The sequence below is a fragment of the Blastocatellia bacterium genome (genome assembly GCA_035573895.1).
Classification (GTDB): domain Bacteria; phylum Acidobacteriota; class Blastocatellia; order HR10; family HR10; genus DATLZR01.
In genome coordinates this window covers 1-13,455 of record DATLZR010000068.1, presented here as the reverse complement: position 1 = coordinate 13,455, position 13,455 = coordinate 1, and the positions used below count along the sequence as shown (strand labels likewise).

The following is a 13,455-nucleotide window of genomic DNA, read 5'->3' as shown; positions in this document are numbered from 1 at the left end:
AAGAGGCCATTTAGCCGTCGGCCATCCCAACTGTAATCGAATGAGCATGGCCATTGTTCCGGCAATCACCGCCATGACCATGCCCGTCAGCAGATACTGAATGCCGATCACCTTATGGTCGGTGCTGAAGATGTAACGGCGAAGAAAACTCGTCGGTTCATGAAGTGGTTCAGCAACGTGTGCTCGTGCGACTGCCATTGCTCTGTTCTCCTTTTTCCCTTTGATCTGTTCGATTCATGGGGCATCGCCCGTTCACGGACCGTGGCCCGCTGCGCTTCTCGCAAGCGATCACTGCTGGCGGGCCATCCACTCGGAAAACTGTTCGGGCGAGAGCACCCGCAACAGCCCTCTCATCTGGAAATGACCGAACCCGCAGAGTTCGGCACAGGCGATTTCATATTCGCCCACCTGAGTGGGAACAAACCACACCTCGATGGTCATTCCCGGCACGGCGTCCTGCTTCAATCGAAAGTGAGGGATAAAGAAACTATGCAACGTGTCCTTGGAGCGCAGTCGGACGCGGACCGGTCGGTTGACGGGAACATGAACGACCCCGAGGTGAACGATGTCATCCCGCGCTGCCGGATCGCGCCGATCAATCCCCAACGGATTGTCATCCGCGATGAGCGAGGGATCGGTTCGACCGAATCGCCCATCCGGTCCGGGATAGCGCACGTTCCAGGCAAACTGCTCGCCGGTAACCTCGACGGTGAAGGCATCGGGCGGCGCCGCCCGACCGTAGAGCTTCCCCCACACGGGTAATCCCATCACGAGCACGCCCCCTTCGGCCACTACCGTCATCACCAGAGCCGGTACGAGCGCCCACATTCGTTCCGTGCGGGGGCTGGCCTGGCGATAGGTCACACGATCCTGTCGGCTGAACCGCCAGATGAAAATCCCCAGGATGAGATGACCGAGAATAAAGAGACTCCCCACGCTGACCATCAAATAGTCCATCAGCCGATCAATGCCGGCTCCATGTTCCGAAGCCAGCGGCGGCAACCATCGCCGCCCGGCCAATACCATCGCCGCGATCGCGATGAGAAAGAGGACTCCAGCGAGAAGAACTCCCTCGAACGACGAACGTGACGACCTGATCTTTTCGCTCATCTTTTCCCCTCTCGCAAAAGTACTCCGACGTGGTCCGTGCGAGATCACCTCACCGGTGCGCAGAACAGGTGACGCTTCGCCCCTGGTGAACAGACTTCACCCTGGCTGTCGGGCGAAAACGCTCGTCGCTTTCGGAAGCGAAGCAACTCATCGCCTCTTGCCCTTCACCGATGAGAATCTCTCACACTCCCGCCGTCACCGTTTTTTCAAGGCCGCAACTTCCTCTTCCAGCCGCTTGATCTTTTTGAATTCCCGCGCGTCCTTGATCATGTGGGCGATCAGGGCGAGCGTGAGAATGCCGAGCCAGATGACCCTCCAGTCGAAGGCGTTTCCCTCCATAACGCAGATTCCTCCCGAAAAAATCAAACACCGATGCGCTTCTCCAGCTCGATGAACGGGCCACGATCAAACCCCATCGCCGTGAAAAACGACAGCATCCTCCCGTCCGACCATTCCACCATGGTGCGCACGGTAGTGATTCCCCGCTCTCGAAAGTAATCGAGCACCTCGGCGAGCAACCGGCGCCCGATCCCCTGTCGTTGCACGTCACGATCCACCGTGAGCGCCGTGATCCATCCCGTGGGTGGCTGACCGAACTCCCAGCTCCGGATCTCGCCGATGATAAATCCGACGACTCGACCGTTGATCTCGGCCACCCGCGCCAGTTGCGGATCAATGCCGCTGAAGTAATGCGACGCCGTGATGGCTTCGATATCCTGCTGTGAGAGGTAGAGAGCCAGCTTCCGTCGCCAGTACTCCGGCTTCATGTCGCCGGTGACGCGGGCATCAATGCGAATGACGTCGTCAATGTCCTCGGCCGTAAGCGTCCGGACGGTGACCGAGGCTCTCTTGCGGGCAAGTTGTCGTCGAACGCCCATAACCACCACGGATCGTTTGGAACGATCATGGTATGCAAATGTCGTACCGCGCCTGCCGACGGTTCAAATAGCAGGATCGTCGAGGGAGTTAACTCTTCAGGGAGCTGGAGGTAGAGGCGAGAAGAACATAACGCCCCCGCTTCGGTACCCGCCCCTTCTCTGACAGGATTGTCCTCGCTCGCCGACCTCGCGGGGTCAGCTCATGTCAGTGTCTCGGCCGGGCTCAGAAACTTAGGCTGCGACACTGATGACACGGCGACGCCCTCTCAGAGTGACAGAGGTGTCACGGGCAATGATTGCTTCGGGAAGTGCCCGGCAGAAGTTTTCTCTCAGGCGAAAGCCGACGCGGTGGTTTTTTCGTTACAGTGCCCTTTCAAATGGCTATGGTCGGCGGAGGGTGAGACCGTACTTCTTCAACTTGCGGTAAAAGGTGCGTAAGCCCAGGCCCAGCCGGCTGGCAGCTTCCCTGGGGTCCGGGTAGTGTTTGATCATTTCCGCGAGAAGGTGTGCCTCAAAGCACGCGGTTTTTTCTTCCAGGCGGGTTCCGAGCAAAACATCCGGACGGTGACACCGGGCCGTGATGTGTTCGGGCAAATGCTCGATCCCGATTGTCTGTCCGTTGGCTCTGGCCAGGGCGTAGCTGATCACGTTCTTGAGTTCCCGCACATTGCCCGGCCAGGGATAACATAAAAACAGCTCCAGCACAGCCGGAGAGAGACGGGCCGACCCTCCGGCCTCGGCCAGAAAGTGGCGCACAAGCGGCGGAATATCTTGAAGCCGTTCCCGCAAAGGTGGAATCGTGTAGACGTAAATCGAGAGCCGATAATAAAGATCACGCCGGAACTCGCCGCGCTCGACCTTGGGCTTAATGTCGGAGTTCGTCGCCGCGATGAAGCGAACATCAATGGTGCGATACTTTGTTCCCCCCAGGGGAATAAGCTCGCACGTCTCGATGGTGCGCAGTAGCTTAGCCTGCGCTTCCAACGGGATTTCGGTGATCTCATCGAGAAAGACCGTTCCTCCTTCAGCTTGCTCCAGCAACCCCTTTCGGCTCTGCGTGGCTCCGGTGAACGCGCCGCGCTCGTAGCCGAACAGCTCGCTCTCCAGCAAGTGCGCGGGAATAGCAGCGCAATTGATGGGGAAAAAGGGACGGTCGCGCCGACGGGAGTGCTCATGGATATAGCGGGCCAGCACCTCTTTTCCCACTCCCGTCTCCCCCAGGATCAAGACGGCTTCCGACGAGCGGGCCGCTATCTCGGCATCACGAAAAATTTTCTCCAGCGATCCAATGACCGGATTCACCACTGCTCTCCTGATTGCACGTCACGGAGAGAGCTATTCTACTGCCCGCCCTCCATATCCAGCAAGCAGCCGCCTCGGCTCGCCTCAGTCCATCCCTCACAGGGGGGATCGAAGAGAGATACGATCAGACCCCACACTCTAGGAGAGATACCCGTTCTCTTTGTACCACCGATAAGCCTTTTCAATCGTCTCCCGAAAGGGGGTGATACGATACCCGAGTTCCGCGCAGGCTTTCTCCGAGCTATAGCCACAGCTTTGCCACCGCATGGCCGTGATCATATCGCGGGTCATCACCGGACGGCGGCCGCCGAGCCAACCGACAAGCTCATAGCCGAGCGCCACGAGAAAATAGACGGAGACGGGGATTTCCCGATCGGGAAACGGAACGCCCACCACCTGAGCGATCGTGCGAAAAATTTCGCGGAACGAAAGCGTCTCCCCACCCAGAATGTAGCGATGCCCCGCGCGTCCACGTTCCATCGCCCGGAGATGCCCCTCGACGACATCGTCAATATCGCACACGGTCATTCGCGCGGGCGGATAACCGGGAAGTTTCCCCTGCTGAATGAACTGGATCATCCGGCCGGAATGGAAGTTGACATCGCGCGGCCCGAAGATGACCGCCGGATTGACGATGACGGCATCCAGCCCCTGCTCGACTCCCACGAGCACTTCGCGCTCAGCCGCCCATTTCGTCTCCATGTAGGGGATGCCATACCGCGCCCAGTTATACGTGGTCGTTTCGTCCGCCGGACGCCCATCATCTCGATAGCCGATCGCTGCTATGGAACTGGTGTAGACGAGCCGTCGCACACGATGCCGCAGAGCAGCCTGAACAACATGTCGGGTCCCCTGGACATTGACTTTGACCAATCGGGCGCGGTCTCCTCGCCAGAAGCTCACGGCTCCGGCAACGTGATAGATGACATCCACACCCTCGACCGCATACATCACCGAATCCCGGTCAGTTATATCTCCGATGACGCATTCGATAGGAAGATCGTTCAGCAACTGAAGATTGGATGATCGCCGGTGAAGAACCCGAACTGTCGCTCCCCGAGCCACCAATTGCCGGACGAGATTCGACCCCACGAACCCCGTCGCTCCAGTGACGAGAATTTTCAACCGTTCGGGCATTTTTCCAGACGGGGAGTAACCCGCGAAGGACCGACAGAGGACGTGCTACTTTTGAGCTGGCATCTGTTGGGCAACGGCGCGCGTTTCAACGAGGAAAGTCATCCACGCTCCTTCCAGGAGTAATGTGGCGAATGTATCGCGCACCGGAGTGAAGTAGATTAACCGGCTATCGGGAAACGCCCGCCATTCCATCATCGCTGTTCCGGACACCTGCTCGACGGCGTAGCGAAAGTCGTCGGGATCCAGCTTCGCCCGTTTCAGAAAGAGGAGATACTCTCCACCAGGCTGCAACGAGACCTTGCCGAACTCACGCGGATCGGCCAGCGGGCCCGGCACGTAGACTACGACCGGATCGCCCGGATGAAGCGGCATTCCCTCGCGCTCGTCTGGTGATGGTTTCCGATAAACCGTCTCCGTGACTGAGAGGTAATAGACAACGCCCAGCATGGACTGCGACGGGGCCGTCTCTCGCTCGCGTTCCCTCCGATACTTCACCGAGTCAATCACGAGATGGTACTTAGTGGCACGCGCGACGACGACCACATCGCTTTGTCCGAGAAGGCGGCGTATCTGATCACGCCGTCTTTCTGTTTGCCAGGGCAAAGGGAGAACAAAGAGGATGATCAAGGCGAAACACGTTGTTTTTACTCGATTGGACGCCACAATCCCCGGCGAGGAGCGCAGTTGAAATGTCAGGGGACGCAAACCCACAATGACTTTCTCCCCCCGTGTGGTGGTGTGGTGGCGGCGGCAGGGCTCGAACCTGCGACCTAGGGGTTATGAATCCCTCGCTCTAGCCACCTGAGCTACGCCGCCACATGCCGCGGCCGAATACCTTTTAAACGGCGTGCGTTTCATGAGAAGCCACATTTTAGCCTTGCCGCCCGTTATCGGCAAGGCTCCCCAAGCCCCTCGCTCCCCACCCGGGGCAGAGGAGAAATTTTCCCCTCTTGAGTCAAGAGGCAGGCCGAACTTATCGTGACGCCTATGTCGCCCCTCCGAATAAAGGCCATAGATTTCACGGATTTCCCATGATTTTTCTGTCCGCGAGAATCGGTGAGGATGAGAGCGACGTCCTCTCCCTCTTCGAAAGGACAATCGTGACTCCTGCTTGTGTCCCATGATGTGTGAGGGAGATGTGAACGGAGCCGGTCGCCGGATCCCGAGCCCGGAGCCCCCGCCGATCCCATACTGTGACAATTTCTCCTCCCGGATCGAGCCCGGGCGCGATGGAAGATCACCGATGGAAATATCGTCATGCGACGAAGTGGCCTGTGATATAATGTCGCGCTCCCGACTGTGATGCGACATCGTCGGCGAGACCGTGGTGACCGAATGTGAACACAACCCTTATCAGCGGAGGATCGCAAGATGCCAGACATTAATCCGAGGCGGTGCGGGACCCTTTGGGAAGAACCACCCGGGTTTCCTCTTCTCGGCCATATCGGGCAAAGATATCTGACGGGATTTGTCACGAGCCCGTTTCAAACGGCCGACGCTCTCCGTGAGAAATGGAGAGCGGCTAAGCTGAAAGTGAAGTGCAGGTGCCTTTGTGCGTGGATCCTCCTGTGCGTGACCCCTTCGGTGCCCTGTCAGGAGAGAGGGCCAGCGCTTTCCGATCGGACCGTTGTCGTGGATCGCCAGGAACTGGATGAACTGCGCTCGCTCCTTCGCCAGCAAACGGAGATGATCGAGAGCCTCCGACAACAGATCGCCAACCAGCAGCGTCAACTCGAAGAGCAAAACAGGCTCCTCCGTCAGCTTCTTGAGGAGCGACGGCAGGGGAGAGAACCCGCCCCGGCAACGCAGCAGCCGGTTCACTCCCGTGAAGGTCAATCAGCATCAGCGATGGAACAGGCCGGGGAAAGCGATCCGATGACGAAACAACGATTGCCCCAACGACCGGCCGCGGGCGCTCACGAGGAGGCGGGGACTGCTGGATGGAATGAGCGGCATGCCTTCATTCGGAATTCGAGCGGGACATTCGAAGCGGTTTTCTCCGGCTACGGGCAATTTGATTATCGCGGCTATGAGAAGAATGAACAGGGCCTCGTGAATACGTTCCTCATCCGTCGCGCTCGATTCTCCGTCGGAGGACGGATTCACCAAAAATACGAATACAAGGTGCAGGCCGACTTCGCAGATACCGCCGGGACGATCCTTCGCGATGGCTGGATCAACCTCAATATCCGTCCGGAGGTGCAGTTGAAGTTTGGCCAATTTAAAGAGCCGTTCTCCCAGGAAGAGTTACGGGACGACGAAAACAATGATTTCGTCGAACGCTCGATGGTTAATAACCTGGTTCCCAGCAGAAGTCCGGGCGTGGAACTGGCGGGAAACATCGGAGGAGGGATCTTCTCCTATCAGGTCGGTGCCTTTAATGGCAAGGGGCTTCTTGCTCCGAATACGAGCAGCACACCGGAAGGTGTCGTCCGGCTGCGGCTGCGCCCGTGGATGAACCGAGATGGGCACAGGCTGCAAGGACTGAGTTTTGGGGGTGCTGCTGCCGTCGGACGACAACGGGGAGGTATGAGCTTCATCGGGCGAACGGAAAGCCGCAGTACGACCTTCTTCCAACCCGTCCCGGTCAACGGCCATCTTCTCCGCGCTAATGCGGAACTCACCTACATCTACAGGGGGTTCGCCCTCCGTTCCGAATTCGTCCAAACGCACCAGGAGCGCACTGGCCTCGGGCTCAACCACACGAACTTACCCGGAGTGATCGGCAAGGGACTGATGGTGCAGGGGACCTACCTCCTCACCGGGGAATATAAACCTGAGGATGAAGCGATTGCCCCCCGCTCCGGGCTGTGGAATAAGGACCAAACCGAGCGTGGTATCGGCGCCTGGGAGGTGAAGTTCCGCTACTCGAATCTTCACTTCACCAATGGATTTCAAAGTGATCGGGCAGAAACATTCTCGACAGGGATGAACTGGTACCTCACCCGGTCGGTCAAGTACATGCTCGACCTGAATGTCGAACGATTTGCCGATCCGCGACGAGCCCCCCGGCCCGGTGATCGCTCGTTCTTTTCTCTGTTAACGCGAATGCAGTTTACTTTTTGAGGGAAAGGTGAGAGGCCGGCGAGGTTTAAACCGACCGGGAAAGGGACTTGGGCTCAGAATGACCTGGAGGCGATGCATTGCCGGTGGAGTTATTGTCGGCGTGCTCGTATTGCTTACTCACCCTCCGAGCAGAGCGGAGGCAGTCCTCTCCATCTACTTCCTCGACATCGGTCAGGGGAATGCCACGCTCATCGTCTCGCCGACGGGACGGACTCTCCTCATAGATGGCGGGCGTGATGGGATGGGTCAATCCGTCATCGTCCCGGAAATGCAACGATTGGGGATCAGAGCCCTCGACTACATGGTGGCCACCCATTACGATGGCGACCACATCGGGGGTTTGGACGAGGTGGCGGCCGTTTATCCACCTTCGATAGCCTACGATGGCGGGGATGCGATACTTCCCTTCTCTCCCCCTGATCAGAACATTTTCTCGGCTTATCTCCGGGCCATCGGTGCGGCGCGGCGAACGATCACTCCGGGAACCGTCCTCGATCTCGGGGACGGCGCAGTGGTGACCTGCATTGTCGTCAACGGTCGGCTCCTGAGCGGCGGAAGCGTAGACGTCCTCGGTCGCCGCGACCGCAACGATCAGCCGGATAACAGCGCTTCTATCGGTTTGCTCGTCCAGTTCGGCGATTTCGACTTCTTTCTCGCCGGCGACCTGACGGGAGGAGGACTCAATACGACAGACGTCGAATCCACCGTTGCCCAGCTAGTCGGAGACGTAGACGTTCTCCAGATCAGCCATCACGGAAGCCGGACAAGTAGTAACGGCACCTTTCTCCGCACACTGAAAGCTGAGGTCGGAATCATCCAGGCGGGCCGCGACAACACCTTTGGCCATCCGGCCATTGAAGTCACGGATCGCTTCGTCACCACCTCTCCAACGAGCGGAGAAAGACCGTCTCCGCCCGATGGGAATTTCGCCGTCGAGCGCATCCCCGTCATTTTTCAGAACGAGCCAGGTCCCAGCCGCAGCGACGTGAGCCGTCACGGGCTCGTCGCCGATGGCACCATCCTCATTGAGACTGATGGGCGCTCCTACACGGTCAGCGGGGGACGATTGGTGCCGCGCCGATTCTCCACCGACGGAGGCGAGGACGGAGTTCGTTTTGACTTTCCCCCTTCAATCCTCGTTTGGACATCGCCGGTCGTCCCGACGGCAGGTCAAACCACGCTTCTTTTCGCCGACATCGCCGACGACTCAGGAGAAGTCACGGCCGCCGCCATGAGCTATTCGATTGATGGCCAGGAGCCGATTTCATTGTCGGCGGAGCGCATTGGGACGCGCCTTTACCGAGCCCTGATCCCCGGCCAGACCGACGGCACGCGGATTGAATATACGGTGACGGCCTGCGACAACCGGGGCCAGAGGACGATGGCCCGGGGCGGATACTTCGCCGGTCTCACTCCCGTTGAGCGAGTGCGCGTGCTAACGTCAGATCTCGACCCCGCTTTCCTCAATTACAACGTCGCCGTTGCCGGCGTCATCACAGTCGGAACGGATACCTTCAGCACGCGGGACAACGATCTCTACCTTCAAGATGAAACGGGAGGAATTAACCTGTTCGAGCGGAGCGGACAAACTGTTTCCGTCCACCCCGGTGATCGCGTGCGGGCGGTGGGCCGACTGGAATTCTTCAACGGTGTGGTGCAACTCAATATCACGAATCCGACAATTACTCCTCCCTTTCTTTCCCCCTACGGCGTTGTCGTTCTCGGTCGGGGAGAGGTACGCCCTGTCAGAAGAACCATCTCCCAAATCGGCGAATCGAGTGAAGGTTTGCTCGTGCAGATCGAGGGTGTGAGAATCAGTGGGACAATTCCCGCCGCGGGGAGCGCCAATCTGACAATCACGGATGGGACGGGAAGCCTGACGCTTCGGATACTGGAAACGACCAATATCCCCGGGATGAATACCCCGTTGGGGGATGTGACGATTATTGGCGTCATAGGGCAGTTCGACGGATTTCGACCCTTCACCCGAGGTTATCAGATTCTCCCCCGGAGTCGAGATGACATCGTCCCCCTGTCCTCAGCATCTGCGGCGAAGTGAGTCCGGTGTGCCTTGCTTCGATCCCGATCATTCAGTAGAGTGATTCCTGCTTTATGCGTCGGAGAGAGTCGGTCACCGTCAAAGTGGGACGAGTCGCCATCGGCGGCGGCCATCCCGTCGTCGTTCAGGCGATGACAAACACTGACACAGCCGATGTCTCGGCAACGGTCGAGCAAATCATCGCCCTGGCTCAGACGGGCGCGGAGCTTGTTCGTGTGACGGTGAACACAGAGAAGGCCGCGCGGGCTGTCCCCGAGATCGTCGCTCGATTGACGGAGCGGGGAATTGATGTCCCTCTCATTGGCGACTTTCACTATAACGGTCATCAGCTTCTCGCGCGGGTGAAGGAATGCGCCCGGGCACTGGCGAAGTACCGAATCAATCCGGGAAATGTCGGAACGGGCAAATACCACGATGAGAATTTTCGACGCATGATCGAGATCGCGTGCGAGTACGGAAAGCCCGTGCGCATCGGTGTGAACTGGGGTTCGCTCGATCAAGAGCTGCTCACGCGGCTGATGGATGAGAACGCGCGCCGACCCCAACCACTTGATGCTCGCGAGGTCGTTCGGGAGGCGATGATACAAAGCGCGCTAGAGTCGGCGGCGATGGCCGAGCGATACGGTCTGGCCCACGACCAGATCATCCTCAGCGCCAAGGCCTCCGAGGTGGACGATGTCGTGGAAGTTAACCGCCGGCTCGCCGAGCGATGCGAGTATCCGTTGCACATTGGTTTGACCGAAGCGGGACTGGGCTTGAAAGGGATCGTGGCCTCCTCAGCAGCCCTGGGAATTCTCCTTCACCAGGGCATCGGCGATACCATTCGCGTGAGCTTGACTCCCGCTCCGGGTCATGACCGGGCTGAGGAAGTTCGCGTGGCCCAACAAATCCTCCAATCCCTTGGTCTCCGCCACTTCGCTCCTCAGGTGGCCGCCTGTCCCGGATGTGGTCGGACGACAAGCACCTTCTTTCAAGAAATGGCCGATCAGATCCAATCGTATGTCCGGGAGATGATGCCCGTCTGGCGCTCACAGTATCCCGGCGTCGAGCAGCTTCGCATCGCCGTCATGGGGTGCGTCGTCAATGGGCCGGGAGAGTCACGATATGCCGACATCGGAATCTCCCTCCCCGGCGCCGGCGAAGAACCAAAAGCGCCGGTCTTTGTTGAAGGGAAACTACTCACGACCCTCAAAGGGCCGACTCTCGTGGCGGACTTCATCGGCATCCTCAATGGATACATCGCCGCTCGGTTTGGTGCCGACAGAGACAGGAGTCCCGATCCCGTTTAATTCCCCATCTCTCGCATGGTCCGCCCGCACATGGACATCCTCTGTCTCGATTCCGCTGTCCGTTGCGCGGTGGCGCCATCAGCCACGCGACGATGGAAGGCATTGTTCGGGGCAACGGTGAAACTCTGGCTTTTTGATGATCGTCAGAGCTGACTTCCCGTGCCTGCTTGCGACATGCTCCGAAGTCTCCTCATCCGAACCGGGTTTCTGCTATGAGCTCTGGCTGCCCGCGTCGTAGGCGAGGGCCTGGCCTGAGTGTGCGAAAATGGATTCTCGTTGGCCCAACCCCGCGGGGCCTTTGGTTTCCCGCAACCCTCTTAGCGGACGGGCATGAGTCACACGGAAGCAACAAAAGAGACTGCTCGGGCAAGTGACCCGATGCTAGAGGCTATAGCGCGTCGGCTGCGGTGACGGATCGAACGGCTCCGCCAGCGCGATGAAGCTGAGCGCCAACGGGTGCTGGAAAGAGCCCGGACGGTGAGCACCGTGGCGCAGTCGTTTCCCGGTATCCGGCAGCTTTATCTCTTCGGCTCGGTTCTCATGCCGGGGCGGTTTTCCCATGAAACCTCGGACGTGGATATAGGACTTTTGGGGTCAATGGGTGTCGAATTTTTCACGCTCGGTGCAGCTCTCGACCGACATTTCGACCGAACGGTGGACCTGGTCGAGATTGATCGAGCAGCGCCGCTAGGCCAGTGGATTCTTGCTCACGGGTCTGCATCTATGATGCTCAACAGCAACAGTCTTCGCGCACTGGCGGCTGAATTAGCCCTGGCCCGGGGAGCGCTTGAAGACAAAACGAGGGTCTTAATAGCTCGCCACAAAGCAGCGGAAACATCCACGTCCGAAGCTGAGATCATCGCGTTGGCCTATGAGATCCATAATTCTATGGACTGTGTGAGCAGATCTTCCAGCGCATCCGGGGCTATTTTGCTGTGCCAATCGCTCGTCCCGCGACCGTTATCATGAAGAGCTGCTCAACCAGATGGCCTTAGAAATCCCTCAGGTACGGCCAGCGGTGATCTCACCCGAGCTCAAACAGGAGTTGGACGAATTCCGACGCTTCCACCGTTTTTTCCGACATGCCTACGTTTTTTTGATCGTCACCGCGTCTTCGGTCTAGCCGAGCGAGTCATACCAGTCGCACACGCCGTTTGCGCTGCTCTGGAGGACATTTCAAAGTCGCATACTGGAAGTAGCTGATCGGATCGAGGCTGCGGAGTGAACTGCTGAAGTGCATGGGCTGGAGACGTGGCAGCCGCCGGCTCCAGATGAGCTACATCGGGACTGTCCAAGAGTTTGGTGAGGAGGCTTGGTCTGGAGTTCGTATACTGCCCGGGATAGGTCTTAATGATACCCGCCGTGCAGAGTCACCATGCGGCAAGACCAGATCCTCTGCCTCTTCGAGGGTAATCGAAGAGAGAAGAGCTCCATTCCAGGTATTACATCGCCCATCGTATGGGCTCCGCGCAAAGGCGCCCTAACCATCAAGGCAAAACTCATTAGTGGACGCCTTCACGAACAGAAATAGTCTTCTGCTCAGTCCAGCACTTCTTATGAGGTAAAGGATCATGCCGCCCGTTTGATGCTCGATATAGCAGAACGGGCGGCAGCTCCTACAGGAATCGCCCCCAATCCTAAGCTTTCGAGGGTGTCAAAGCGACAATCAAAGCAACAGCCAGAATTGTAAAAACAAGCACGAGGAGCAGGATGGTTGTTGTATCGGTTTGAGCTAGAACCATATCACGTATCTCCTTTTTTGAGATTTAAAGTTTTTTCGCACGCCCGTCAATATACAGATTGTCCATATCATTGTCAAGGGAAAACAAAAGGCGCCTCCCCCGGGGAGTTGAAAGCAATGGGAAAGTCGCGACGGCTTTGGGCTGGCTGTCAGGAGGAAGCGTCCAGGCCGCAGAGAAACTGCGCTCGCGGACGGGGGGATAATACTTCGCATCTTCAATCTACCGCTTGACTCCGATTTGTGATAGAATCCGCGCGGCTCCGTGGTGGAAGGCGATAGTGATCCAGCGGGAGCGACACTCAACGCGGTCAAAGTCAGGGCATAGGTGCATCTGAACGTGGGATCCACCATTGGGCCCCAGACCACAAACTAAGGAGGGAAACCGCGATGAGTTGGAAACGATTAGCCGCTCGTGTCAGTCAGCCTTTTAACCCCCAGCCGTCAGATCAGTTCTGCAGGGCGATCAGGGCCATTAGTTTCCTCTTCGCTCTGGTGCTCGGTCTCTGGCTGCTGATGGGTGTGTCTCGCGCCCAGAGTTTCACCGCCACTATTCGCGGGACGATCAGAGATGAAAGCGGCGCTGTTGTCCCTGGCGCTAACATCACGATCCAGAATATGAACAAGGGCTGGACGCGAACGACGACGACCGATAGTCAGGGCGACTACGTGATCACACAACTTCCGGCCGACACCTACGCGATTACGGTTCAGCTCACCGGATTCAAGACGGAGGTTCGAGAAGGAATCGTCCTTCAGGTCGGGCAGGAAGCACGCATTGATTTCACCCTCACGGTGGGACAGCTCGAAGAGCGCGTCGTGGTGACGGCGGGGGCGCCGCTCGTTCAGTCGGAAAATGCCATGGTCGGCAACGTC

At 58.3% G+C, this 13,455-nt stretch carries 13 protein-coding genes and 1 tRNA gene; 6 read left to right on the top strand and 8 right to left on the bottom strand.

From position 1 onward, the window contains the following. The 8 genes from VNM72_06970 to VNM72_06935 all read right to left on the bottom strand — a co-directional run. Positions 1–198, bottom strand: a 198-nt coding sequence (locus VNM72_06970) for a cytochrome c oxidase subunit I (GenBank protein ID HXF05141.1), incomplete at its 3' end; no start/stop codon positions are given. Between the two features lie 90 nt (positions 199–288). Beyond that, on the bottom strand, positions 289–1,110 hold the full coding sequence (locus VNM72_06965; GenBank protein HXF05140.1) for a cytochrome c oxidase subunit II transmembrane domain-containing protein: 822 nt from the start codon (positions 1,108–1,110) through the stop codon (positions 289–291). A gap of 195 nt (positions 1,111–1,305) precedes the next feature. Beyond that, positions 1,306–1,449 (bottom strand): hypothetical protein, encoded by a 144-nt coding sequence (locus tag VNM72_06960; protein ID HXF05139.1) that lies wholly within the window; start codon positions 1,447–1,449, stop codon positions 1,306–1,308. A 23-nt stretch (positions 1,450–1,472) separates the two neighbouring features. Next, positions 1,473–1,988, bottom strand: a complete 516-nt coding sequence (locus VNM72_06955; protein ID HXF05138.1) for a GNAT family N-acetyltransferase — start codon at positions 1,986–1,988, stop codon at positions 1,473–1,475. 381 nt (positions 1,989–2,369) lie between these two features. After that, the gene (locus tag VNM72_06950; protein ID HXF05137.1) at positions 2,370–3,290 is read right to left on the bottom strand and encodes a sigma-54 dependent transcriptional regulator; all 921 of its coding nucleotides are present in this window, start codon (positions 3,288–3,290) and stop codon (positions 2,370–2,372) included. Between the two features lie 138 nt (positions 3,291–3,428). Continuing rightward, positions 3,429–4,427: an SDR family oxidoreductase gene (locus tag VNM72_06945; GenBank protein HXF05136.1), complete on the bottom strand. Its 999-nt coding sequence runs from the start codon at positions 4,425–4,427 to the stop codon at positions 3,429–3,431. A 45-nt stretch (positions 4,428–4,472) separates the two neighbouring features. After that, a complete protein-coding gene (locus VNM72_06940) occupies positions 4,473–5,138 on the bottom strand; it encodes a hypothetical protein (protein ID HXF05135.1) in 666 nt (221 codons plus the stop codon). 28 nt (positions 5,139–5,166) lie between these two features. Beyond that, positions 5,167–5,243 (bottom strand) — tRNA-Met (locus tag VNM72_06935). Between the two features lie 816 nt (positions 5,244–6,059). Here VNM72_06935 and VNM72_06930 point away from each other — a divergent pair. The 6 genes from VNM72_06930 to VNM72_06905 form a co-directional block, all read left to right on the top strand. Beyond that, the gene (locus tag VNM72_06930) at positions 6,060–7,493 is read left to right on the top strand and encodes a porin (protein HXF05134.1); all 1,434 of its coding nucleotides are present in this window, start codon (positions 6,060–6,062) and stop codon (positions 7,491–7,493) included. A gap of 58 nt (positions 7,494–7,551) precedes the next feature. Beyond that, a complete protein-coding gene (locus VNM72_06925) occupies positions 7,552–9,552 on the top strand; it encodes an MBL fold metallo-hydrolase (GenBank protein ID HXF05133.1) in 2,001 nt (666 codons plus the stop codon). Between the two features lie 53 nt (positions 9,553–9,605). Beyond that, positions 9,606–10,841, top strand: coding sequence for a flavodoxin-dependent (E)-4-hydroxy-3-methylbut-2-enyl-diphosphate synthase (gene ispG, locus VNM72_06920; protein HXF05132.1), 1,236 nt, complete (start codon positions 9,606–9,608; stop codon positions 10,839–10,841). Between the two features lie 477 nt (positions 10,842–11,318). Further along, positions 11,319–11,810: a nucleotidyltransferase domain-containing protein gene (locus VNM72_06915; GenBank protein HXF05131.1), complete on the top strand. Its 492-nt coding sequence runs from the start codon at positions 11,319–11,321 to the stop codon at positions 11,808–11,810. Positions 11,811–11,826: 16 nt separating this feature from the next. Further along, the gene (locus tag VNM72_06910; protein ID HXF05130.1) at positions 11,827–11,964 is read left to right on the top strand and encodes a hypothetical protein; all 138 of its coding nucleotides are present in this window, start codon (positions 11,827–11,829) and stop codon (positions 11,962–11,964) included. A 1,005-nt stretch (positions 11,965–12,969) separates the two neighbouring features. Beyond that, positions 12,970–13,455, top strand: a 486-nt coding sequence (locus VNM72_06905; protein ID HXF05129.1) for a carboxypeptidase-like regulatory domain-containing protein, incomplete at its 3' end; no start/stop codon positions are given.